Genomic DNA, 22,283 nt, shown 5'->3' on the forward strand with positions numbered 1-22,283 from the left:
CTCACCTGCTCGTTGGGGGCGCCGTCCTCAGCCCGGCCACACCACCGCCTGCAGCTCGCTGTACGCGTGCAGCGCGTACGAGCCCACGTCCCGGCCCACGCCGCTCTTCTTGAACCCCCCGAACGGCGCCTCCATGTTCCGGCCGATCGTGTTCACGCCGACGCCGCCCGCCCTCAGCTCCCCGGCGACCCGGAACGCCCGCGCCACGTCCCCCGACCAGACGTAGTCGATCAGGCCGTAGTCGCTGTCGTTCGCCAGCGCGACGCCCTCGTCCTCGTCGTCGAAGGGGACCACGACCACCACCGGGCCGAAGATCTCCTCCCGCACCACCCGCATGTCGTTCGTACAGTCCGCGAAAAGCGTCGGGGCGACGTAGAAACCCTTCTCGAACGCGGGACGTTCGCCTCCCGCGACGAGCCGCGCGCCTTCCTTCCTGCCCAGTTCGATGTACGACTCGACCCGGTCGCGGTGCGCCGCCGAGATCACCGGGCCGACCACCGTGCCCTGTGCCGCCGGGTCGCCGACCTTCATGTAGGTCAGATAGCCGGTCAGCTTCTCGACCAGGACGTCGTAGATCCCGCGCTGCGCGATGACCCGCGTCGGCGCGGTACAGATCTGGCCGCTGTAGAAGGAGAACGTCGTACCGATGCCCATCACCGCCAAGTCCACGTCCGCGTCGTCGAAGACGAGCGCCGCGCCCTTGCCGCCCAGCTCCATCAGCTGGCGCTTCATGCCGCGGCCGCAGACCTCGGCGATGCGCTGCCCCACGGCCGTCGAGCCGGTGAAGCTGACCATGTCGACGTCCGGGGAGTCGACCGCGGCCTCGCCGACGGCCGGTGCGGAGCCGGTCACCACGTTCACGACGCCGGGCGGTGCGCCCGCCTCCTCGAGGGCTTCGGCCATCTTGTAGACGGACAGGGGGTCCTGCGGGGCGGGCTTCACGACCACCGTGTTGCCCATGGCGAGCGCGGGCGCGACCTTGCCCGCCGGGTTGGCCCAGGGGTTGTTGTACGAGGTGATGCACGTGACGACGCCGACCGGACGGCGTACGGAGAGCGCCCCGAAGACGCCCGCCTTCCCCATCGGTCCGGCAGCGTTGATCTGCGGCGGCAGCCCCTGCTCCACCGGTTCCAGCGCGCCCTTCGCGTACCGCCTGAAGCGCGCCGCGCCCACCGCGACCTGCATACCGCGCGCGGTGGCGGTGGTCGCACCGCTCTCGGCGCGGGCGAGCGCCGCGTACGGTTCGGCCTCGCGCTGGATGACATCGGCGGCCGCGTCCAGGATCCGGGCGCGCTCCTCCGGTTTGGTGCGCGACCAGGCGGTGAAGGCCTCGCGGGCGGCGGTGGCCGCGGCGTACACCTGCTCACGGCTCGCTTCGGGGGCCTGCCCGACGACCTCCTCGGTCGCCGGATTGACGACGTCGTAGTACCCGCCGTCGGGCGAGACCCACTCCCCTCCTATGAACAGCCTCTGCGTCACTTCGTACTCACGGTCCTTGTGTCGCGGCCCGACCTGAGCACCGTGCCCGGCACCGCGCCCGTCACCTTGTCGTCCCGTATCGTCTCGACGCCGTTGACGCGCACCGACACGATGCCGATCGCGCGCGAGTCCAGTCGCGGGCTGTCGCCCGGCAGATCGTGCACGAGCGTGGCCGGGCCCGCCTCGATCCGCTCCGGGTCGAACAGCACGAGGTCGGCATGCCAGCCCTCCTGCACGCGGCCGCGTTCACGCAGGCCGAACAGCTGCGCCGGGTCGTCGGTCAGCATCTTCACGGCTTCCTCCAGGCCGAGCAGCCTGCGGCCGCGCAGACAGTCGCCGAGGAAGCGGGTGGTGTACGGGGCGCCGCACATCCGGTCCAGGTGCGCGCCCGCGTCGGAGCCGCCGAGCATGACGTCCTCGTGCTGCCAGGTCTGCTGGCGCAGCTCCCAGGAGGCGGGGTCGTTGTCGGTCGGCATGGGCCAAAGGACCGTACGCAACTGGTCGTTGGCGCAGATCTCGACGAGGCAGTGGAAGGGTTCCTGGCCGCGCTCGGCGGCGATGTCCTTGACGACGCGTCCGCGCAGGCCCTCGTTCTCCTTGGAGTAGGTGTCGCCGATGACGTACCGCCCGAAGTTGGCCAGGCGCCGGAAGACACCGGCCTCCTTGCTGTCGGCCCGGCGCAGCATCTCCTCCCGTACGGCCCGGTCGCGCAGCTTCTCGATCCGCTCGGGGACGGGCAGGCCGAGGATCCCGCCCCAGCCGGGGATGAGGTTGAGCGCGCAGAAGGTGCCGAGCGACATGTTCATGGGAGTGAGGATCGGCATGGTCAGGGCGACGATGCGGCCGCCGGCCTTGCGGGCGCGCTCACTCGCCGCGAGCTGGCGCGGCACCCGCTCGGGCACGGACGCGTCGATGGTCAGGACGTTCCAGTTCAGCGGCCGTCCGGCCGCCGCGCTCATCTCGACAAAGAGGTCGATCTCGTCGTCGGCGAACTGGTCCAGGCAGCCGGCGACGATCGCCTCGAGCTGGGTGCCCTCGTGTTCGGCGACAGCCCGGGACAGCGCCAGGAGTTCCTCCGGCTTCGCGTGGCGGGAGGCGACCGGCTTGCCGTCGCCGTCGGAATGGGTGGACGACTGGGTGGTGGACAGCCCCCACGCGCCCGCGTCCATCGCGTCGTGGAAGAGCCTGAGCATCTCGTCCAGCTCCTCGGGCGTGGGCTGCCCGCCGACGGCGTCGGGTCCCATGGCATGCCTGCGCAGCGCGCAATGCCCCGCCATGAAGCCCGCGTTGACGGCGATCCGGCCCTCCAGGGCGTCCAGATATTCGCCGAAGGTGTGCCAGTTCCAGGGCGCGCCCTCCTCCAGGGCGACCAGGGACATGCCCTCCACCTTGGACATCATGCGGCGCGTGTAGTCGGCGTCCTCGGGGCGGTCGGGGTTCAGGGGCGCGAGGGTGAAGCCGCAATTGCCGCCGGCGACGGTCGTCACGCCGTGGTTCATGGAGGGGGTCGCGTACGGATCCCAGAACAGCTGCGCGTCGTAGTGCGTGTGCGGGTCGACGAACCCGGGGGCGAGGATGAGCCCGGACGCGTCCTCGCTCGTCGTGGCCGCCTCGTCGAGGGTTCCGGGGGCGGCGATGACGGCGATGCGCCCGTCCCGTATCCCGACGTCGGCGACGTACGCGGGCGCGCCCGTCCCGTCCACGACGGTCGCCGAGCGGATGAGGTGGTCGAGCATGACGGTCCCTTCAGCGCGGTGTTGGTCGTCCTGGTTGTCTTGGTCGTTGGCCGTCTTGGCCGTTCATGGCTCCGGCCGGGGCGCGTGCGGCAGGCCGCTGCCGACGGACACCCGGCCGGAGCCCGGGGACGGCGGTCCGGGAGGCCGCCGCCGTTCTGTGGGGGCGGGGGGTTTCCCCTACCCGCCCCTTCCCTGAACTGGGGGCAAGCCCCCAGACCCCCGGCGGGGCTTCGCCCCGGACCCCGTATGCGACCTTCGGCCGCATGTCCTCAATCGCCGGACGGGCTGAAGAATTCAGCCCCTCCGGCGTTTGAGGAGCGGGGGTCCGGGGGCAGCGCCCCCGCACGGGGTCTGGGGCGGAGCCCCAGTTCAGGGAAGGGGCGGGGTGGGGTGGGGACAAGGCCCGCCGCAGGCGCAGCCGCAAGCTCAGCCCGCCGCCCCGCGGAAACGCGTCGTCCGGTGCACCGGATCCGTGTCGATCTTCGGGATCACGTGCTCACCGATCAGCCGGATCGACTGCAGCGTGTCCTCCGGGGAGATCCCGATCGGCATCCCGAACGACAACTGGTCCGCCCCCGCCTGCTCCCACCTCTTGCACTGGCGGAAGACCTCGTCCGGATCACCGCAGATCAGCAGCTCCTCCGCGATGAGCAGCTCGATGATCTCCTCGTTGAACTCGGGCAGGGTCTCCGGCCACACGGGGAAGCCCTCGGGCCGCGGGAAGGTGTCGTGGTACCGGAAGACCAGCGACTGCAGGTAGTGCAGCCCGCCGCCCGCCGCGATACGTACCGCCTCCTCGTGCGTCGGCGCGCAGATCGCGGTCGACGTCACCATCACGTTGTCGTTGACGAAGTCCCCGACCGGCTCGGCCTCGATGATCGCCGTCTTGTACTGCTCCAGCACCCACTCCATGTCGGAGACCTTCTGGACGCTGAAGCCGAGCACGCCGAGGCCCTTCTTGGCCGCCATGGCGTACGACGGCGGCGACCCGGCGGCGTACCACATCGCGGGGTGGGACTTCCCGTACGGCTTGGGCAGCACCTTGCGCGGCGGAAGCGACCAGTGCTTGCCCTGGAAGCCGACGTACTCGTCCTGGAGCCACATTTTGGGGAACTCGGCGATGGTCTCTTCCCAGAGTTCCTTGGTGTAGTTCATGTCGGTGACGCCCGGTATGAACCCCAGGATCTCGTGCGAGCCGGCCCCGCGCCCGGAGCCGAACTCGAAGCGGCCCTCGGAGAGATGGTCGAGCATGGCGACCTTCTCGGCGACCTTCACGGGATGGTTGACGGGCGCCAGCGGGTTGAAGATGCCCGAGCCCAGATGGATCCGGTCCGTCGCGTGCGCGAGGTAGCCGAGGAAGACATCGCTGGCCGAAAGGTGGGAGTACTCCTCCAGGAAGTGGTGCTCGGAGGCCCAGGCGTATTTGAACCCGGATTTGTCCGCCTGGATGACGTACTCGGTCTCCTCCATCAGCGCCTTGTGCTCGGCGAGCGGGTCGGTCTCGGCGCGCTTGCCGACGTATCCCTGTACAAAGAGCCCGAATTCCAAGGGGGTTCACCACCGTCCTGATGTTTCTGACGAACCGTCAGATCTGGATGTGCCCGACTGTTCCACCGCACGGGTGAGTCGTCAATAGCTGACGCATCGTCAGGCCCGCCCCCGGCCCCGCTCAGAAGAGGCTCACTCCGGCCAGCCAGCCGCCGTCGATGACAAAGGGCTGCCCGGTGATGTACGAGGAGTCCTCGCCGCTCAGGAAGAGCGCGAGCCGCGCCACCTCCTCCGGCCGCCCGACCCGGCCGAGCGGCACGAGCTTCTGGTACAGCGCACCCACCGCCGCCGGGTCCACGCCGTCCGGGTTGCTCATCGGGGTGTCCACCGCGCCCGGGCAGATGGCGTTGACGCGTATCTTCTTCGCGGCCAGCTCCAGCGCGGCGACCCGGGTCAGGCCGAGGATCGCGTGCTTCGTCGCGGCGTACGCGCCCACGCCCGCCATGCCCGTCAGGGCGGTGTACGAGGCGGTGTTGACGATCGTCCCGCCGCCGGCGGCCTCGATCTCGGGCGCGAGGGTGCGGATGCCGAGGAAGCAGCCAATCTGGTTGACCTGGATGATCTGCTGGAACTCCTCGAGCGGCGTGGAGACCAGCTCGTTGAAGCGCAGAATGCCCGCGTTGTTGACCAGCCCGTCGATCTTCCCGAACGCTTCCTTCGCGGCGGCGACGGCGGCGGTCCAGTCGTCCTCCCGGCCGACGTCGAGACGGACGTACGTGGCCGTGCCCTCGCCCAGCTCCTTGGCGAGGGCCTCGCCCTGGTCGTCGAGCACATCGGCGAGCACCACCCTGGCGCCCTCGGCCGCGAAGAGCCGCGCCTCCTGTTCGCCCTGGCCGCGCGCCGCCCCGGTGATCAGGACCACCCGTCCGTCGAGCTTTCCCATGCCACTCTCCTCGGTTCAGGTGCGGGTTCAGATACGGGTCAGTTCAGGTGCGGGGCCACGTCGGCGCCGAACGCCGCGATCTGGTCGGTGAGCTCGCTGCGGCTCCGGCTGCGGAACCGGACCTGGATCTGATGCACGCCCATCGCGGCGTAGGCGCGCAGCGACTCGGCGATGGCCTCGGGCTTTCCGCTGACGGTGCGGCGTCCGATCTCCCAGTCCGCGTCGCCCACATACAGCGGCTCGGTGATCGCCCCGATCTCGATGGGCGCGGTGATGCCCGCCGCTTCCCTCAGGGCCTTCAGCTTCGCGATCTGGTCGGGAAGCCGCGTACGGGGGTCCCCCTGGGGCAGCCAGCCGTCGCCGCGTACGGCGGCCCTGCGCACGGCGGCGGCCGAGGAGCCGCCGACCCAGAGGGGGATCCGGCGCTGGGCCGGCCTGGGCCGCTGCCCGAGCCCGCTGAAGGAGAACCGCTCCCCGGCGAACTCGGGGAACTCGTCCTCGCCCAGCGCCGCCCTGAGCGCGTCGATCGTCTCGTCGAGTACGGCCCCGCGCGCGGCGAAGTCGACGCCGAGCGCCTCGAACTCCTCCTGGACATGCCCGGCCCCGACCCCGAGGATCAGCCGCCCGCCCGAGAGATGGTCGAGGGTGGCGTACTGCTTGGCGCTCACGAGCGGGTGCCGCAGCCCCACGACGGCGACATGGCTGAGCAGCAGCACACGCTCGGTGATCCCGGCGAGGAAGGCGAGCGTGGCGACGGGGTCGTACCAGACGGTGGACATGGCATCCGCGAGCCGCCGCGGGATGGCGACGTGATCGCAGGTCGCCAGATACGCGAACCCGGCCCGGTCGGCGGCCCGGGCGATCTCGGCGAGATCCTCGGCGCCGGCGGCGGCCTCCCAGGGCTCCGCGTAGATGGTGCTCTGCGACTGGACCGGGAGCTGCATTCCGTACGAGAGCTGGCCCTTGGGCAGTACCTGCACGTGCACCGTGCGCCTCCTCCGCCTTGACCTGACGAACCGTCAACCGGCCGGACGGGGCCCATCGTCGTACCTGACGATCCATCAGACAAGAGGTGCGCGGGCGGCAACCGGTCTCAGGTCACGTCGAACCCCAGCGCGGTGGCGATGACGGCGGCCTGCTCCAGGTCGATCTTCGCGCCCGCGAGCTCCACGGTCAGCGGATCGAGCGCGGAGAGGTCGCTGCCCCGCAGATCGGCACCTATGAGCTTCGACCCATGCAGCAAGGCCCCGGACAGATCGACCCCGATGACGCTCGCCCCCTCCAGCCGGGCGACGGTCAGATCCGCCTCCCGCATCCGCACACCGTCGAAGACGGCCTTACGCAGATCGGCACCGGGCAGCCCGACGTACGACCAGTCGCCGCCGGTCACGGAGATGAGGCTGAACGTGCACTGCTGGAATTGACTCCCGACGGCCTTGCACTGCTCGAACCGGGTGTCGAAGAACGAGCACCGCTTGAAGGTGCAGTTCGTGAAGGCGGCATTGGTGTGCCGGGAGGCGTTGAAACGCACCCCGGAGAAGGTGCACTCGTCGAAGATCCCGCCGTCGTTGACGACCTCGGTCCAGTCGGTGTCGTAGAAGGTATGCCGGGTGAGTCTCTGTCCGGACAGATCGCGTCCGTACCAGTCCTCGTCCCTGATGACGAGGTCCTGGTCGGTGGGCTTCTGCGAGAGGGGGTCGGCGTTGGCTCGCTCGCGTCTGTTGGACATGCTTCCGATTGAACACCGGGCCACTGACAACGGCCTCTCAGCCGAGCAGGGCGTAGACCGTGCTTGCCCGCGCGACCACGTCCGGCGATCCCTCGGCGGTCATGGTGATGTCCGCGAACGCCATGCGCTTGCCCAGCTTGGTGATCCGGGCGTCGACCAGCACATCGGCGTTGAGGACGGCCCGCTGGAAGCTGGTGGACTGCTGCACCGTGGTCATCGGCCCGTACGCCCCTCGCGCCGAGGCGACCGCGATCACGGTGGCGGTATCGGCGGCGGCCATGAGCGCCTGCCCGGACATGCCCCCGCCCTCGCGGGCCAGCCGGCCGGACCAGGGCAGCCGCAGCACGGCATGCGTCTCTCCGGCCTCGACGACCGCGAGCCCGAGGTCGAGCACCCAGGGGGCGAAGTTGTCGGCGAGGATCTTTTCGGCGTCGGTGAGCGAGAGCGTCATGCCTTGATGGTGACGTCGGGGCGAGGCTGCGACAACACCGCCCGCGGGCGTACGGGGTCACCGGACCAGTGGTCCGGAACGTCAAGGACCCGTCCCTATTGACCCCGCTCCGCGCCGGGCGTGTCTCAGGGGCGTAACCGGGTGAGGGGGCCTGGAAGCCCGGCCGTACTCCGCGGTGAAGGCTCCGGGCGGTCCGGAGCGAATGACCTGGGGAGAGAACATGTTCAGCAAGCGCTTCGGAATGATCGCCAGCGCCGCCGCCGCCAGTGCCCTGTTGCTCACCGCTTGCAATGGGACCGACGCCGAGACGGGTGCCGCCGCGCCCGCCTCGTCCCCGGCCGCCGGGCAGGACAGCGCCCAGCAGCTGAACTTCCTGAGCGGTACCGCTCAGCAGAACAAGGCCCAGCCCAAGACCGGGGACTGGGCGAACGACCCGGGCAAGCCCGCCGTGAAGCCCGTGGCGAAGAAGTGGGTTCAGCTGAGCGCCTCCAAGGCGGGGACCCTCGACCCCGTGGTGGTCAATGGCGCGGGCTTCACGCTCTACCGGTTCGACCCGGACGACGCCAAGCCGTCGAAGTCGAACTGCAACGGTGCCTGCGCCGTCACCTGGCCGCCGGTCGTCGTCGCTCCCGGCGGCAAGATCTTCATCGACGGGGTCAAGAAGTCCGACGTCGGCGTCGTCAAGCGGGACGACGGTTCGCTTCAGGTGACGGTCGGCGGCTGGCCCGTCTACCGGTTCAGCAAGGACCTGAAGCCCGGTGACACCAACGGGCAGGGTGTCGGCGGGACCTGGTTCGGCGTGACCCCGGACGGGAAGAAGGCCGGCGCCCCCGCGGGCGGTCAGGGCGGTGGCAAGGCTGCCACCAGCGTCACCCTCTCCGACGAGAAGAACTTCGGCGACCCCTCCGAGGGGCTGGCCGGCTCAGGCTGCAAGAACGTCGGCCGCGACAACTCCGCCTCCTCCCTCCAAGCGTCCGGTTCTCTGAAGATCTGGTCCGAGAAGAACTGCACCGGTAAGTCCAAGGTCGTCGACGGCGATGTCGCCGACCTCAACACCATCGGGTTCGACAACACCATCTCGTCGGTCTTCTTCGGCTGACCGACGTTCTGCCGGTCGGCACCACGCTGATCGGCGTATGAAGGAGGCCCGCGCCGCACGGCGCGGGCCTCGCGTCACGCCCCCGGCCCCTGCCAGAGTCCCTGTGCCGTCAGGCCCAGCAGATCGATCGCGTTGCCCCGTACGATCCGGTCGACCACATCCGGCGCCAGGTGGCCCATCTGGGACTCGCCGACCTCCTTCGACTTCGGCCAGGTCGAGTCCGAGTGCGGGTAGTCCGTCTCGTAGAGGACGTTCCCGACCCCGATCGCGTCCAGGTTCTTCAGCCCGAACGCGTCGTCGAAGAAGCAGCCGTACACATGCTCCGTGAACAGCTCCGACGGCGGGCGGTGGACCTTGTCCGCCACTCCGCCCCAGCCGCGGTTCTCCTCCCACACCACGTCCGCGCGTTCCAGGATGTACGGGATCCAGCCGATCTGGCCCTCCGCGTACATGATCCTCAGGTTCGGGAAGCGCTCGAACTTGCCGCTCATCAGCCAGTCGACCATCGAGAAGCAGCAGTTGGCGAAGGTGATCGTCGAGCCGACGGCCGGCGGGGCGTCCGCCGAGGTGGAAGGCATCTTCGACGAAGAGCCGATGTGCATCGCGATGACCGTGCCCGTTTCGTCGCAGGCCTGGAGGAAGGGGTCCCACTCGTCCGTGTGGACGGAGGGCAGACCCAGGTGCGGCGGGATCTCCGAGAAGGCCACGGCACGCACACCGCGCGCCGCGTTGCGGCGGACTTCGGCGGCGGCCAGGTGGGCGTCCCAGAGCGGGATGAGGGTCAGCGGGATCAGGCGGCCCCGCGCGTCGGGGCCGCACCACTCCTCCACCATCCAGTCGTTGTACGCCCGCACCCCGAGCAGCCCCAGTTCGCGGTCCTTCGCCTCGGTGAAGGTCTGGCCGCAGAAGCGCGGGAAGGTCGGGAAGCACAGCGCGGACTGGACGTGGTTGACGTCCATGTCGGCGAGGCGGTCCGGGACGCTGAAGGACCCCGTCCGCATCTGTTCGTACGTGATGACCTCGAGCCTGATCTCGTCGCGGTCGTAGCCGACGGCGGTGTCGAGGCGGGTCAGCGGCCGGTGCAGGTCCTCGTACACCCACCAGTCGCCCATCGGCCCGTCGTCTCCCTGCGCGCCCATCACCGGGGCGAACCTGCCGCCCATGAAGGTCATTTCCTTCAGTGGCGCGCGGACGATGCGCGGTCCGATGTCCCGGTACTTCGACGGGAGCCGGTCCTGCCAGACGTTGGGGGGCTCAACCGTGTGGTCGTCCACCGAGATGATCTTCGGGAAGGTCTCCATGCGCTCCACCGTAGCGCCGATCTGACGATCCGTCAGCTAGCGGACACCCTTGACGCACACCGCCGTTGACCCGCAGTCCTTGACGAAGATCACACACGGCCTTCACAGGACCGGGGTTACCCGGCGGTCCGGCCGGGGGAGAGCCAGGAGGAGGTGCCCCGCTGCTGACGGGGCCGCCCCGAACAAGGCAGACTGTCGAGGGCGATTCCGGCAGTACGGGGGCAGGGGGCAGCTATGGACCGTGACAGCGGGCCACGCGTACCGGAGCAGCGGGCTCCGGAGCAAAGCGGCGTCGTTGACCTGCGCTTCAGCGTGCTCGGCCCGGTACGCGCCTGGCGCGGCGGGGAGAGCCTGCCGTCCGGCTCGCCCCAGCAGCGCGCGCTGCTGGCCGCGCTGTTGCTGCGCGACGGCCGTACCGCCACCGCCTCCGAGCTGATCGACGCGATCTGGGGCGAGGACCCGCCCTCCCAGGCCCTCGCTGCCGTACGGACGTATGCCTCCCGTCTGCGCAAGGTCCTCTCCGCCAACGCGCTGGTCAGCGAGTCCGGCGGCTATGCGATTCGGGTCCGCCCCGACTCCCTCGACCTCGCGGTGGCACAGGAGTTGGCCACCGAGGCGGAGAAGGCGCGGGCCGCCGGGGACCGCTGCCAGGCCAGGGTGCTGATCAACAAGTCGCTGGGCCTGTGGGACGGCGAGCCGCTGGCCAATGTGCCGGGGCCGTACGCCGAGAACCAGCGGGCCCGCCTGGAGGAGTGGCGGCTCCAGCTCCTGGAGACCCGGCTCGACCTCGACCTGGAGGTCGGCTGCCACGCGGAGGCGGTCTCGGAGCTGACCGCGCTCACCGCCGCGCACCCGCTGCGCGAGCGGCTGCGCGAGCTGCTGATGCTGGCGCTGTACCGCAGCGGCCGGCAGGCCGAGGCGCTCGCCGTGTACGCCGACACCCGCCGGATGCTCGCCGACGAACTGGGCGTCGACCCGCGGCCCGAACTCTCCAGACTCCAGCAGCGCATTCTCCAGGCCGACGCGGAACTGGCCCGCCCGAGCGAGGAGCCCGCCCCGGCCCCGCAGGTCACCCGTCCCGCGCAACTGCCTGCCACCGTCCCGGACTTCACCGGGCGCGCCTCCTTCGTGCGCGAACTGGGCGACCAGCTCGCCGCAGCCGAGGGTTCGGTCATGGCCGTCTCCGCGCTCGCGGGCATCGGCGGCGTCGGCAAGACGACCCTCGCGGTCCATGTGGCGCACGAGGCCCGTCCACACTTCCCGGACGGCCAGCTGTACGTCGATCTCCAGGGCGCGGGCAACCGCGCCGCCGATCCGGAGACGGTACTCGGCGCCTTCCTGCGGGCCCTCGGCACCGCCGACTCGGCCATCCCGGACTCGCTGGACGAGCGGGCCGCGCTCTTCCGCTCCATGGTCGACGGCCGGCGCGTCCTGGTCCTGCTGGACAACGCCCGCGACGCCGCCCAGATCCGCCCGCTGCTGCCCGGCACCGCGGGCTGCGCGGTCCTGATCACCAGCCGCGTCCGGATGGTCGATCTGGCCGGTGCGCATCTCGTCGACCTGGACGTCATGTCGCCGGAGGAGGCGCTGCAGCTCTTCACCCGGATCGTGGGCAAGGAGCGGGTCACCTCCGAGCGGGACGCGGCGCTCGACGTGGTCGCGGCGTGCGGGTTCCTGCCGCTGGCGATCCGTATCGCCGCGTCCCGGCTGGCGGCCCGCCGCACCTGGACCGTGTCGGTACTGGCAGCGAAGCTCGCCGACGAGCGCCGCCGTCTGGACGAACTCCAGGCCGGCGACCTCGCGGTGAAGGCCACCTTCGAACTCGGCTACGGCCAGCTGGAGCCCGCCCAGGCCCGCGCCTTCCGCCTGCTCGGCCTGGCCGACGGCCCCGACATCTCGCTGGCCGCGGCGGCGGCCGTACTCGACCTGTCGCCCCAGGACACCGAAGACCTGCTGGAGGCGCTGGTCGACACCTCCCTGATCGAGTCGGCGGCGCCGGGCAGGTATCGCTACCACGATCTGGTGCGTCTCTACGCGCGTGCGTGCGCCGACCGCGACGAACAGCCGCCGGTGGAACGGGAGCTGGCCCTTTCGCGGCTGCTCGACTTCTACCTGGCGACGGCGGCGAAGGTGTTCGCGATCGAGCGTCCCGCTGACCGTCTGGTGGACCATCTGGAGCCCACCCGCCATGAGGGACTCCCCCTGACCGACCGCGAGGAAGCCCAGGACTGGTTCTACGCGGAGGCGCACTGCCTGCTGGCCTGCGCACGGCAGGCGGCCGGCGGGGCGCGGCTCCGGGCCGCCGTGGACCTGCTGTGGGCCGCGCAGGATCTGGCGGAGTCCGGCGCGAACTCCAAGGTGTACGAGTCGGTCGCCCTGGCGGCGCTCGAGGCGGCACGCGCCGCCGGGGACACCCGTACCGAAGGACGCGTCCGGACCTCGCTGACCAACGTCCATCTGGTGGCGGGCCGTTACGAGCAGGCGGACGAGGAGGCCAAGCAGGCGGCTGTGCTCGCGCTCGCAGCGCACGACCCGGCGCCGGTGTACTGGTCCGACAACGACCGCGGCATCATCGCCTTCATACAGGGACGCAACGAGGAGGCCGAGGCTCACCTGCGCCGGGCGAGGGAGGGATCCAGCGCCGACGGGAACCTGCCCGGTGAGGCCAGTGCCCTGTGCAACCTCTCCCGGATCCATGTCGCCATGGGCCGTACCACTCAGGGCATCGCACTGGCCGAGCAGGGAATCGCGCTCTACGACCGGATAGGACACACACTCCGGCTGGCCAACGCGCAGTACGCGCTGGGGGTCGCCCTCACCCAGGCCGGTCGCCACGCCGAGGCGCTGGACCAACTGGCGCAGGCGCTGGAGCGGTTCGAGGCGAACCGGCAGCGTCTGTGGGAAGGCACGGCGCACTTCCGTATCGCCCAGGCGCATCTCGCGGCCCGTCGTCCGGCGCGCGCCGCTCAGTGTGCCGAGCAGGCGCTCGCGATCGGCTGCATGGGCGGCGACCGTACCCGTGCCAATGTGCTGGTCACCTTAGGCAAGGCGCTGGACAGCCTCGGCCAGCCGGACCGGGCGCGCGCCTGCTGGCGCGAGGCACTGCTGCTTCAGGAGCAGACGGGCGCGCCCGAGGCCCAGGAAGTCCGGGAGTTGCTCACTCCGCTCACCGGCGCGGCCTGAGCGCGCCTGGGAGTGTCTTCACAGCAGCGCCGTCGTGCCCGAAGGGCGGGCCTGGCGGCGTCTGGCCAGGCCCGCCAGGCAGACGGGTTGTTGAAGACAAGACCTATGCGAGGGCGTTCATCGAATGTTTATGCTCGTCCGACATGCTCAACAGCATTCGATCCGTCGCGTCGGGGGGCAGGCGGATCGGGACCGTCACCTCAGCGGAGGGCGGCAGGTCCACTGGCCTTCTGTCCGGCGACCCTCGGGGGAGTCTCCGGGCAGAAGGCCGCCTTCGGTCATGTTGCACATCCCAAGGGGGACACCATGAGCACCAAAGAGCCGAATCAGGAAGAGATCACCACGATGGGGGACCACCACGCCCCCGCCCCGCCGGCCGACGGCGGTATCACCACGATGGGCGACCACCACGCCCCGGCGCCGCCCGCCGACGGCGGCATCACCACCATGGGGGACCACCACGCCCCCGTGCCGCCCGCCGACAGCACCATCACGACGATGGGTGACCACCACGCGCCTGTGCCGCCCAAGCTGCTGAGCGACGGTGTGGCCACGACCCAGGGCGACCACCACGCCCCCCTCCCGCCGAAGGGCTGATTCAGGACTTCACTCGACGGGGTGCGGCCGCGGCGGCGCGGAGGGGAGGCCGTCGCGGCCGCAGCACGTCCCCACGGGGTCACTCCATCGGGTGTCGCCGGGCTCAAGTGGCGTGAATCCACTGGATCTTGACGAGCATTCAGACACTTCGGCCAGAAGTGGTCCCCCCTCGGACAATTCCAAAAGGATCTTCCCTCAAAGCGGTGCGCGACCGGTCGATGGCAGTGTGTACTGTGCGGGTCCTCCCCCGTACGGACCCACCCCCTTGCCTTCCCCGAGGTCGATTCGATGATCGAGATACCGGACCTGGCCGTCGGCGGCCTGGCCGCCGGGACGCTGTCGGCATTCGTTCTGGGGGGCGGGCTGCTGCGTTCCCGTCGTCAACGGGCCCGGCAGCGCGAGGAGATCGCCACCCTGCGCGCCCATCTGGACATCGCGCGGCAGGAGGTCGACCGCGCCACGCAGGCGTTCACCGCCGAGGTGGTCCATCTCGCGAAGCGGCGCATTCCGGCCGAGGCCACCCGTGCCGCGCATCCGCATGTTCAGGTGCCCGGCGCCCTTCACCCGGAGCTCGCCGGGACCGAGCTGGGCGCGGGGATGGACAGCGTGGTTGCCGGGCTGCTGGCCGCGATGGCGCAGGAGCGCAAGCGGGTCGACGCCGCCGCCCGCGCCGGTATGCGCGGTGCCACACGGGAGATCCAGGCCGGGCTCTACCGGCTGCAGGACGTGCTCCGCGGGCTGCAACAGCGCTACGACGACCCCGACTTGGCGCAGACCCTCTTCGCACTCGACCACGAGAACGAGCAGTCCCTGCGCCGCGCGCAGGTCGCCGCCGTCGTGTGCGGGGCCTGGGTGGGGCTGGCCCGTGAGGAGTCGCACCTGGTCGATGCGGTGACCGGCGGCCAGTCCCGGCTCGTCGGCTACCACCGGGTCCAGGTACACAACCACCTCGAAGAGGGCACAGCGCTCGTCTCGCACGCCGTCGAGCCGGTCGCGATCATCGTCGCCGAGCTGCTCGACAACGCGCTGCGGCACTCCTCGCCCGACACCACCGTCGCGGTGAACCTCGAACGCGCCCACCACGGAGTCTCGGTCACCATCGACGACGCCGGTGTCGGGATGGCCTCGGACGAACGGGCCTACGCACAGCGGATGGTGGCCGGACGCGACCCGATTCTGCTCTCCGAGCTCGGTGACCCGCCCCGGATGGGCCTGGCCGCGATCGGCCAGCTGACCCGGCAGTTCGACCTGTCCGTCGATCTGTCGACGCCCTCGCCCTACGGCGGCGTACGCGCGGTGCTGCTCGTCAAGAACCACCTCCTCAGCCATATCGACCCCACCGAGCGGCCGCCGGCGGCCAGCGCCCCGCGGTCGACCCGCCAGGCAGCCCCCGCCGCGCCCCCCGTACCCCCCGCGCCCGCGCCGGAAGCGCGTCCGGCGCGTACGCCCGCGCCCGTCGCGCGCGACACCGCGCCCATCACCCACGACTCCACCCCCGCGCCCGAGGGGGACGAACTCCCCCGGCGCCGCCGCCGGGTCCGCGCCGACGACCTGCCCGCGCAGACCCCGTCCGCGCACAGCCCGTCCGCAGCGCCCGAGCCCCCGCCCGCGCGCACCCCCGAGGAGGCCGCCGCCGCGCTCGGTGCCCTGCAGTCCGGAACCGCCGCCGCACGATCCGCCACCGACGCCGAAGGGAACGACCCCCGATGACCAGCCGCGACCCCGGCGACACGGCGTGGGTGCTCGATCCGATCCTTCAGATCCCGCACGTACGGGCCGCTGTCCTGCTCACCAGGGACGGCCTCGTCTCCGGTTACTCCGACGCGCTCTCCCAGCCCTCGGCCGAACGCGTCGCCGCGATCACCAGCACCGTCCAGGGCGCCTGCCGTACCGCCGCAGCGGCCTTCGCCGACCAGGACAGCGCCGTGCTGCGCCAGGTCGTCATCGAGTCCGACCACGGCTACATCCTGGTCGCGCCCACCGCGCACGGCACCTGCGTGGCCGCCTTCGGCGATCCCGAGGTGCGCCTCGATCTGCTCGGCCACCGCGTCCACTCACAGGTGGCACGGCTCGGCGAGAAGGCGATGGCCGCCGCACCCCGCGGAGCCGATGGCGGCGCTGAGGCATGACCGGCCGCCGGAGCGGCCGCCCCCTGGTCCCCGCCTATCTGTCCACCGGTGGGGTCGCGCGGCCCAGCCGCAACAGCCTGGAGCGCCTCTCGGTGCTGACCGGCAGGGGACCCGTTCCCGCCGAACTCCCCGCCGCCCAGCAGAGCCTGCTGGAAACGCTGGACGGCGGCTCGCTCACGGTGGTGGAGACCGCGGCCCTGCTGGAGCTGCCGGTCTCCGCCGTACGCGTGCTCGCCGCCGCTCTGATCGACCAGGGGCTGGTGAACGCCCGCCCGCCGGTCCCCTATGCCGCCCAGCCCGACCCTGACCTGTTGAAGAGAGTCGCCGATGGCCTCCGCGCCCTCAAGCTTCAGTGAGCCCACAGGCTCCAGCGGGCTGCATCTGCCGGACAGCGCCCGCGAGTTGGTGAAGATCCTCGTGACGGGCCCCTTCGGGGTCGGCAAGACCACGCTGATCGACTCGGTCTCCGAGATCCGCCCGCTGCACACCGAGGAGCAGCTGACCGAGGCGTCCGTCGCGTCGGACGACCTCGCCGGCGTGCGGGACAAGACCACCACCACCGTCGCCATCGACTTCGGACGGATCTCGCTGGCGGGCGGAATCGTGCTGTATCTCTTCGGCACTCCGGGCCAGGAGCGCTTCCGTTCGCTGTGGGACGACATCGCCTACGGGGCGCTCGGCGCGCTGGTCCTGGTGGACACCCGCCGTATCGACGACTCCTTCGGCGTACTGGGCCTGGTGGAGGAGTCGGGAGTCCCGTACGCGGTCGCGCTCAACCAGTTCCCCGACTCCAAGCACTACACCGAGGAGCAGCTGCGCCGCTCCCTGGATCTGGAACCCGGCACCCCGATGGTGACCTGCGACGCCCGCGACACAGGCGCCTCCATCGACGCGCTGCTCGCCCTCGTGACACACCTCATCGCCCGCACCACCCCGCCCCCGCCGACGGAGACCCGGTGAACACCTATCCCGCCCCCGCAGAAGCCTTCAACCTGTCGGCTCCGGTCCGGCTCTGGGAGGAGGGCTTCGCCGCCGACCCGCACAGCTACTACGCGACGCTGAAGGCCCAGGGACCGATCGGCTGGGCCGAACTGGCCCCCGGCGTCCCGGCGTATGTCGTCACCGACCGCCGCGCCGCCCTCGATCTGCTGCACGACGCCGAGACCTGGTCGCACGACCCCAGGCCCTGGGAGGCCACGGTCGCCGAGGATTCCCCGATCCTCGGCATGATGCGCTGGCGGCCCAACGCCCTTTTCTCCGACGGCGATGCGCACATCCGCTACCGCCGCACGCTCCTCGACGCCTTCGACCTGGTGGAGCCGCACGATCTGCGCGAGAGGGTGCATCGCGCGGTGGACATCCTGGTCTCCCGGTTCGGCCCCGGCGGCCGCGCCGATCTCGTCGCCGACTTCGCGCGCCCGCTGATGGCGCTTGTCTTCAACAACCTCTTCGGACTCCCCGACAGCGAGAGCGGACGCCTCAACGACGCGCTGGGCCGGATGATGGAGGGCGGCGAGCAGTCCGCGCAGGGCGAGGCCGAGTACGGACGTTACGTACTCGAACTCATCGCCGCCAAGAGCGCCGAGCGCGGTGACGACCTGACCAGCCGGCTGCTCGACCATCCCCTGGACCTCACGCCCGAGGAGGTCACCTGGCAGGTCTTCCTCACCCTGGGCGCGGGCCACGAGCCCACCGCGAACCTCGTCTCCAACGCCCTGTCCCGCATCCTCGGCAACCCGGCCTACTACTCCACCCTCACCAGCGGCTCCCGCCCGGTCATGGACGCCGTCGTCGAGGTGCTGCGCTACGAGACCCCGCTGTCGAACTACGGCATCCACTTCGCCCGTCAGTCCTTGAGCTTCCACGGCGTCTGGGTGCAGGCGGCGGTCCCCGTCGTCGTCTCCTACGGTGCGCTCGGACACTTCGCGGACAAGGAGTTCGACGGCGCCCTCCACCCCCACGACGCCTCGCACCTGTCGTGGTCCGCCGGCGAACACGGCTGTCCCGTCAAACAGCACACCCTGCTGATCGCCACCGAAGCCATCGAGCGGCTCACTCAATGGCTCCCCGACCTGGAGCCCATCGCCCCCCGCGAGCGCCTCACCTGGCGCCCGGGCCCCTTCCACCGGTCGCTGAAAGCCCTGCCCGTCCGCTTCACCCCCCGTGTCCCCGACCAGCCAGGAGACCGAGCATGACCGCGTCCACCCCCGTGGCCCTCGACCCGTTCGGCGCCGACATCCCCGCGGAGAGCGCCCGGCTGCGTGCACTGGGCCCCGTGGTGCCCGTCGAACTGCCCGGCGGCATCCCCGCCTGGGCACCCACCGGGTACGACACCCTCAGGACCCTGATCCTGGACCCCCGGGTCAGCAAGGACCCGCGCAAGCACTGGTCGCTCTTCCCCGAGATCGGCGAACACCCCTCCTGGGGCTGGATCCTGGGCTGGGTGGGCGTGGTCAACATGCTCTCCACCTACGGCCCCGACCACGCGAGGCTGCGCAAGCTCGTCGCGCCCAGCTTCACCGCCCGCCGTACGGAGTCGATGCGCGCCCGCGTCGAGCAGATCACCGCCGAGCTCCTGGAAGGCCTGGAGAGCGAGGGCGCCCCGGGCGGGACGGTCGACGTGCGCGCCGGATTCGCCCATCCCCTGCCGATGCGGATGATCTGCGAACTCTTCGGCGTGCCGGACGACTTGGTCGACGACACCGGCAGACTGATCGCCGCCATCATGGACACCTCCGACCCGAGCCCGGAGCACGGAGCGTTCGTCCAGGAGCAGATCGGCAGCGTGCTGGGCCGGCTCATCGCGTACAAGAGCGAGCACCCGGGCGACGACATGACCACCGAGCTCATCAAGGTCCGCGACGAGGACGGCGACCGGCTCAGCGACGAGGAACTGCTCTACACGCTGCTGCTGGTCATCGGCGCGGGCTTCGAGACGACGGTCAACCTCATCGGCAACGCGGTCGTCGCGCTGCTGACGCATCCCGACCAGCTCGCCGCCGTACGCTCGGGCGAGATCGGCTGGGACGCGGTGATCGACGAGGTGTTGCGGGTCCACCCCTCCATCGCGAACCTGCCGCTGCGGTTCGCCGTCACCGACATCACGATCGAGGGCGTGACGATCCCGGCGGGGGACGCGATCGTCACCACGTACGCGGCGGCGGGGTACGACCCGGCGCACTACGGGGACGACTCCACGGAGTTCAACGCGGCACGCGGCGCGGACGACCACCTGGCCTTCGGCATCGGGGTCCACCGCTGCATCGGCGCGCCACTGGCCCGCATGGAGGCGGCGACGGCGCTGCCGGCGCTGTTCGACCGCTTCCCGGACCTTCGGCTGGCGGCGAAGCCGGATGAACTGCGTCAGGTGCCGTCGTTCGTCGCCTACGGCTGGCAGGAGATCCCGGTCCGCCTCCACGCCTGACAGGCCCTGGTCGTGCCCGGCCCGGCCCCGCGGTCCGCCCGGGGCCCGGGCCGGTGCCGTCTGCCGCTGTCGCGGCGGGCCAGGGGCAGGCGCGGCGTTATTGCCGGGTGGCACCTTCGGGCCAGACGATGTCCACCCACAGTCCGGCGTCGCGCGCATCGATGACGGTGTCCGCTGTGCCGCACCGAGTGCTCCGGGTAGTCGCGCCGCTCAGCTCAGGGCTTTGCCTACCTGGTAGATGGTGGGCCGCTCCTCGGGTGCATGACTGAGCATCGCCTCGATCACCTCCCCCAGCACGCCGGACTCGGTCACGGGGCGACGACTGCCGTCCGCGACTGCTTCTCTTTGAACGGGGCGCATGGTGCAACCGCAGTCCACGGCTGGGCCGGCCGCTCGGCCGTCTCCTCGACCGGGTCACCACCAGGCTGGACCCCGCGGGGCACTGGTGAGAGTTGAATACGCGAGCCCGCCAGTAGACCAGTTGTACCCGGACGCTGTCAGAGGGGCCTGGCAGGATCGCGACATGGATTACTGGCCTTACCCGCCGGCTGAGGCGGACCGTATCAACCCCTTTGACAGCGAGCGCACTGAGACGCAGTACATACTCTTCGGTGGCCACCGACCCACATCTGCGTTCACCGATCCCGCCCTGTTCGACAACCCCGATCTGCACCAATGGATCCCGTGGGGCTACAAGATCCTCCGGAGGGCGCAGAAGGTGGCCATCCTCCGGCACGGCGACGTCGTACGGGAATGGCCGTTGCTCCACCGCGATCCTCGCGTCGACCCGGTGGACCCGCCCGTCGGCGAGACGCTGTACCTGGACATCTGGCGGCGCAGCGTTTGCGGGTATCGGATCCTGACCTCGCCGACCGCGAAGACCGCTCCGGAAGACGCCTACGACTACGCCGCAGCCCTCGCGCTGGGCCGCGCCGCCTCGCGTGCCGAAGGCCGCGCTCTGGTGGTGTACATGTACGCCGCCAAGGACTGGCACTGACGACCGATGTATTCCGGCGCCGAGCACTCGCCGGCAGGGTCGTCGCCGAACGCGGTCAGAAGGCCAGGAATCTCCTGGCCGCAGCAGCGCCCGCCGCGGGATCCCAACCACCCGCTCCGACGACCGCGGTCACGTGTGCCTCCGTGACGTCGCCGTCGGCGGCGATGAGCGCTTCGATCGCGGCCGGACTTGGCGCCGACCCGCCGAGGCCCGGCGCCTCCCGGGCGACCGAGATGATGCTCTCTCGCGTCTTCTCGAGGCTCAGGGCGGGCAGGCCCACGCTGCGAAATCCGTCTTCGGCGCTGTAGTCGGCGCGCTTCCATCCGTCGCCGTCGAAGCCGTACACAAAGCCCACGTACTCCTTCTCGGCCAGCATCCGCTCCACCACCGGCCGCCACCAGTCGGGCGCCCCGGCGAGCACATCGGTCTCGTCCTCGCCGAACTCCTCGGCGGCCGGGCCGTAATAGGTTTCCGAGTGCTCGTGGTCGTAGCCGATCAGCACCGCACGGCCCGCGCCGAGGTGGTGCACCTCCGCCCAGTTGCCACCGCTGTCGTCGTAGTGCCATACAGGGACGTCGGCCCAGCACGTCCTATCCCGGCCCCGGGCCGCGCGGATCGCCGCGTACGCCGCCCAGCGGCCGCGCAACTGCGCCGGCGTGGGAAGGTCCAGGGTCACAAGCCCCATGGCTGCTCCACCTCTTTCTGCCTGTCTCGCTCTCGTGTGCGCAGCGGCCACGCTTCATCGGTCTCCATGGGTCATGCCTCAACGACCGCGCTGCGTCGATCGTCCTTCATGCAAGCCCCTGCCTCTGACAACGGGACTCCGTCCCGGGCGGGCCCATGCCAGCGTCCCCGTATTCGCGGCGGTCGTCACCGTCCTCGCCGAGCAGTGCGGCGGGCATGGTTGCTGTCGTACGCCGATAGAATCGTGTACGGGGCCAGGCGGCGCCGGTCCACCTCCCGGGACCCCAGATGCGGCCGTCGGCCGGGCAGCCTCGTCGCCCGGCCCTCGGCAGCGGCCTGGAACGCCGGCTTGTACGCGAGTGCTTCCCGCGTATCGACGTTCAGACTCCGCCAACGCCGCATGCTCTACTCCCGGTTGGTCCACTACAGGGCGGCGCAGCCTAAGACACGCTGGAGGGGTCTGGATTCGGACTCCACGGTCCAAATAGCTCGTGATCACTGATGAGGGAGCTGTGGCAAGCTGGGAGCGAGCGGGCACATGCGTTCGCCAATGCTACGGCTGGACGGGGAGACGGAAGCAGTGTCATTCGCAGAGGAATGGGCCGAGCTCAAGGCGGCCGCACTCGCTCGTCGGCAGCACGACTCGGCGCAGATGCAGCTGAATCAGGCCCCGGCAGGCGGCGATCATCCCAGCGGGCCGGGCGCTCGTGGCGACGGATTCTCGGCGAACGCTGCCTCGATCGATGGAAGTTCGCATTTGCTCATGGAGGTCGCGGGTCTTCTCTACGAAGGCCGGATGGATGGCGAGAACGCGACGATGTGCCGCGCTCCGCGCGCGCACGTCGACGTCGCGTCGAACGTCGACACCTTCGCCCGATTCGCCAAGGACCAGTACAACGACATGGTCGTACTCCTCGCCGCGTTGTCTACCAAACTGAAATCCTCGAGCAACGCCTACACGACCGTCGACCAGGACATCCAGGGGCGGATGAACTCGATGCTCGACTGCGGACGCTACGTCGCCTCCGAGAACAGGTGATCGA

Annotated in this window: 20 protein-coding genes and 1 pseudogene; 11 read left to right on the top strand and 10 right to left on the bottom strand. The window is 70.5% G+C overall.

What is annotated here, in order from left to right:
• Window positions 1-27: 27 nt before the first annotated feature.
• The 7 genes from OG741_RS17610 to OG741_RS17640 all read right to left on the bottom strand — a co-directional run bounded on the left by OG741_RS17610 (window position 28) and on the right by OG741_RS17640 (window position 7,826).
• Complete coding sequence (locus OG741_RS17610) at window positions 28-1,479, bottom strand: aldehyde dehydrogenase family protein (RefSeq protein WP_405598952.1); 1,452 nt, start codon at window positions 1,477-1,479, stop codon at window positions 28-30.
• Window positions 1,476-3,215, bottom strand: a complete 1,740-nt coding sequence (locus OG741_RS17615) for an amidohydrolase family protein (RefSeq protein WP_405598954.1) — start codon at window positions 3,213-3,215, stop codon at window positions 1,476-1,478. The genes OG741_RS17610 and OG741_RS17615 overlap by 4 nt, the downstream gene beginning before the upstream one ends.
• A gap of 426 nt (window positions 3,216-3,641) precedes the next feature.
• Window positions 3,642-4,763, bottom strand: a complete 1,122-nt coding sequence (locus OG741_RS17620) for an LLM class flavin-dependent oxidoreductase (protein ID WP_405598957.1) — start codon at window positions 4,761-4,763, stop codon at window positions 3,642-3,644.
• Between the two features lie 121 nt (window positions 4,764-4,884).
• Window positions 4,885-5,646 (bottom strand): SDR family NAD(P)-dependent oxidoreductase, encoded by a 762-nt coding sequence (locus OG741_RS17625; protein WP_405598959.1) that lies wholly within the window; start codon window positions 5,644-5,646, stop codon window positions 4,885-4,887.
• Window positions 5,647-5,684: 38 nt separating this feature from the next.
• Complete coding sequence (locus tag OG741_RS17630) at window positions 5,685-6,590, bottom strand: TIGR03619 family F420-dependent LLM class oxidoreductase (RefSeq protein ID WP_405605625.1); 906 nt, start codon at window positions 6,588-6,590, stop codon at window positions 5,685-5,687.
• Between the two features lie 149 nt (window positions 6,591-6,739).
• Window positions 6,740-7,375 (bottom strand): pentapeptide repeat-containing protein, encoded by a 636-nt coding sequence (locus OG741_RS17635; protein WP_405598961.1) that lies wholly within the window; start codon window positions 7,373-7,375, stop codon window positions 6,740-6,742.
• A gap of 37 nt (window positions 7,376-7,412) precedes the next feature.
• On the bottom strand, window positions 7,413-7,826 hold the full coding sequence (locus tag OG741_RS17640; RefSeq protein WP_405598964.1) for a PaaI family thioesterase: 414 nt from the start codon (window positions 7,824-7,826) through the stop codon (window positions 7,413-7,415).
• A gap of 220 nt (window positions 7,827-8,046) precedes the next feature.
• Here OG741_RS17640 and OG741_RS17645 point away from each other — a divergent pair, with 220 nt between their 5' ends.
• On the top strand, window positions 8,047-8,925 hold the full coding sequence (locus OG741_RS17645; RefSeq protein WP_405598966.1) for a hypothetical protein: 879 nt from the start codon (window positions 8,047-8,049) through the stop codon (window positions 8,923-8,925).
• 74 nt (window positions 8,926-8,999) lie between these two features.
• Here OG741_RS17645 and OG741_RS17650 read toward each other — a convergent pair whose 3' ends face one another.
• The gene (locus OG741_RS17650; protein WP_405598968.1) at window positions 9,000-10,226 is read right to left on the bottom strand and encodes an amidohydrolase family protein; all 1,227 of its coding nucleotides are present in this window, start codon (window positions 10,224-10,226) and stop codon (window positions 9,000-9,002) included.
• Between the two features lie 234 nt (window positions 10,227-10,460).
• On the opposite strand from OG741_RS17650, the gene OG741_RS17655 reads away from it, so the two are divergent.
• The 8 genes from OG741_RS17655 (at window position 10,461) to OG741_RS17690 (ending at window position 19,559) form a co-directional block, all read left to right on the top strand.
• Window positions 10,461-13,409: an AfsR/SARP family transcriptional regulator gene (locus OG741_RS17655; RefSeq protein ID WP_405598970.1), complete on the top strand. Its 2,949-nt coding sequence runs from the start codon at window positions 10,461-10,463 to the stop codon at window positions 13,407-13,409.
• Window positions 13,410-13,715: 306 nt separating this feature from the next.
• A complete protein-coding gene (locus tag OG741_RS17660) occupies window positions 13,716-14,006 on the top strand; it encodes a hypothetical protein (protein ID WP_266489589.1) in 291 nt (96 codons plus the stop codon).
• Window positions 14,007-14,294: 288 nt separating this feature from the next.
• Entirely contained in the window at window positions 14,295-15,716 is a 1,422-nt protein-coding gene (locus OG741_RS17665; RefSeq protein ID WP_405598972.1) for a sensor histidine kinase, read from the top strand.
• On the top strand, window positions 15,713-16,135 hold the full coding sequence (locus tag OG741_RS17670) for a roadblock/LC7 domain-containing protein (protein ID WP_266489587.1): 423 nt from the start codon (window positions 15,713-15,715) through the stop codon (window positions 16,133-16,135). Before OG741_RS17665 ends, OG741_RS17670 begins: the two co-directional genes overlap by 4 nt.
• Window positions 16,132-16,491 (top strand): DUF742 domain-containing protein, encoded by a 360-nt coding sequence (locus tag OG741_RS17675; protein ID WP_405598974.1) that lies wholly within the window; start codon window positions 16,132-16,134, stop codon window positions 16,489-16,491. The genes OG741_RS17670 and OG741_RS17675 overlap by 4 nt, the downstream gene beginning before the upstream one ends.
• Window positions 16,463-17,095, top strand: coding sequence for a GTP-binding protein (locus OG741_RS17680; RefSeq protein WP_405598976.1), 633 nt, complete (start codon window positions 16,463-16,465; stop codon window positions 17,093-17,095). Before OG741_RS17675 ends, OG741_RS17680 begins: the two co-directional genes overlap by 29 nt.
• Complete coding sequence (locus OG741_RS17685; RefSeq protein ID WP_405598978.1) at window positions 17,092-18,330, top strand: cytochrome P450; 1,239 nt, start codon at window positions 17,092-17,094, stop codon at window positions 18,328-18,330. The genes OG741_RS17680 and OG741_RS17685 overlap by 4 nt, the downstream gene beginning before the upstream one ends.
• On the top strand, window positions 18,327-19,559 hold the full coding sequence (locus OG741_RS17690; protein WP_405598980.1) for a cytochrome P450: 1,233 nt from the start codon (window positions 18,327-18,329) through the stop codon (window positions 19,557-19,559). The genes OG741_RS17685 and OG741_RS17690 overlap by 4 nt, the downstream gene beginning before the upstream one ends.
• 210 nt (window positions 19,560-19,769) lie before the next feature.
• Here the strand turns inward: OG741_RS17690 and OG741_RS17695 are convergent.
• Window positions 19,770-19,916: pseudogene (locus tag OG741_RS17695) on the bottom strand (protein kinase); the annotation flags it as partial.
• Between the two features lie 166 nt (window positions 19,917-20,082).
• Between OG741_RS17695 and OG741_RS17700 the strand changes: the two are divergent.
• Complete coding sequence (locus OG741_RS17700) at window positions 20,083-20,556, top strand: hypothetical protein (protein WP_405598982.1); 474 nt, start codon at window positions 20,083-20,085, stop codon at window positions 20,554-20,556.
• A gap of 55 nt (window positions 20,557-20,611) precedes the next feature.
• On the opposite strand, the gene OG741_RS17705 is transcribed toward OG741_RS17700, so the two are convergent.
• Window positions 20,612-21,241, bottom strand: coding sequence for a proteophosphoglycan 5 (locus OG741_RS17705; RefSeq protein WP_405598985.1), 630 nt, complete (start codon window positions 21,239-21,241; stop codon window positions 20,612-20,614).
• A 579-nt stretch (window positions 21,242-21,820) separates the two neighbouring features.
• Here OG741_RS17705 and OG741_RS17710 point away from each other — a divergent pair.
• Window positions 21,821-22,279 carry a hypothetical protein gene (locus OG741_RS17710; RefSeq protein WP_405598987.1) on the top strand — a complete coding sequence of 153 codons (459 nt, stop codon included), beginning with the start codon at window positions 21,821-21,823 and terminating at the stop codon, window positions 22,277-22,279.
• Window positions 22,280-22,283: the final 4 nt, after the last annotated feature.

Source organism: Streptomyces sp. NBC_01410 (assembly GCF_045040195.1).
GTDB lineage: Bacteria > Actinomycetota > Actinomycetes > Streptomycetales > Streptomycetaceae > Streptomyces.

Excerpts from the sequence above, each read along its gene's own strand:
- OG741_RS17615 (WP_405598954.1), bottom strand. The coding sequence starts at position 3,215 with ATGCTCGACCACCTCATCCGCTCGGCGACCGTCGTGGACGGGACGGGC.
- OG741_RS17625 (WP_405598959.1), bottom strand. The coding sequence starts at position 5,646 with ATGGGAAAGCTCGACGGACGGGTGGTCCTGATCACCGGGGCGGCGCGC.
- OG741_RS17630 (WP_405605625.1), bottom strand. The coding sequence starts at position 6,590 with ATGCAGCTCCCGGTCCAGTCGCAGAGCACCATCTACGCGGAGCCCTGG.
- OG741_RS17635 (WP_405598961.1), bottom strand. The coding sequence starts at position 7,375 with ATGTCCAACAGACGCGAGCGAGCCAACGCCGACCCCCTCTCGCAGAAG.
- OG741_RS17640 (WP_405598964.1), bottom strand. The coding sequence starts at position 7,826 with ATGACGCTCTCGCTCACCGACGCCGAAAAGATCCTCGCCGACAACTTC.
- OG741_RS17645 (WP_405598966.1), top strand. The coding sequence starts at position 8,047 with ATGTTCAGCAAGCGCTTCGGAATGATCGCCAGCGCCGCCGCCGCCAGT.
- OG741_RS17650 (WP_405598968.1), bottom strand. The coding sequence starts at position 10,226 with ATGGAGACCTTCCCGAAGATCATCTCGGTGGACGACCACACGGTTGAG.
- OG741_RS17655 (WP_405598970.1), top strand. The coding sequence starts at position 10,461 with ATGGACCGTGACAGCGGGCCACGCGTACCGGAGCAGCGGGCTCCGGAG.
- OG741_RS17660 (WP_266489589.1), top strand. The coding sequence starts at position 13,716 with ATGAGCACCAAAGAGCCGAATCAGGAAGAGATCACCACGATGGGGGAC.
- OG741_RS17665 (WP_405598972.1), top strand. The coding sequence starts at position 14,295 with ATGATCGAGATACCGGACCTGGCCGTCGGCGGCCTGGCCGCCGGGACG.
- OG741_RS17670 (WP_266489587.1), top strand. The coding sequence starts at position 15,713 with ATGACCAGCCGCGACCCCGGCGACACGGCGTGGGTGCTCGATCCGATC.
- OG741_RS17675 (WP_405598974.1), top strand. The coding sequence starts at position 16,132 with ATGACCGGCCGCCGGAGCGGCCGCCCCCTGGTCCCCGCCTATCTGTCC.
- OG741_RS17680 (WP_405598976.1), top strand. The coding sequence starts at position 16,463 with ATGGCCTCCGCGCCCTCAAGCTTCAGTGAGCCCACAGGCTCCAGCGGG.
- OG741_RS17690 (WP_405598980.1), top strand. The coding sequence starts at position 18,327 with ATGACCGCGTCCACCCCCGTGGCCCTCGACCCGTTCGGCGCCGACATC.
- OG741_RS17700 (WP_405598982.1), top strand. The coding sequence starts at position 20,083 with ATGGATTACTGGCCTTACCCGCCGGCTGAGGCGGACCGTATCAACCCC.
- OG741_RS17705 (WP_405598985.1), bottom strand. The coding sequence starts at position 21,241 with ATGGGGCTTGTGACCCTGGACCTTCCCACGCCGGCGCAGTTGCGCGGC.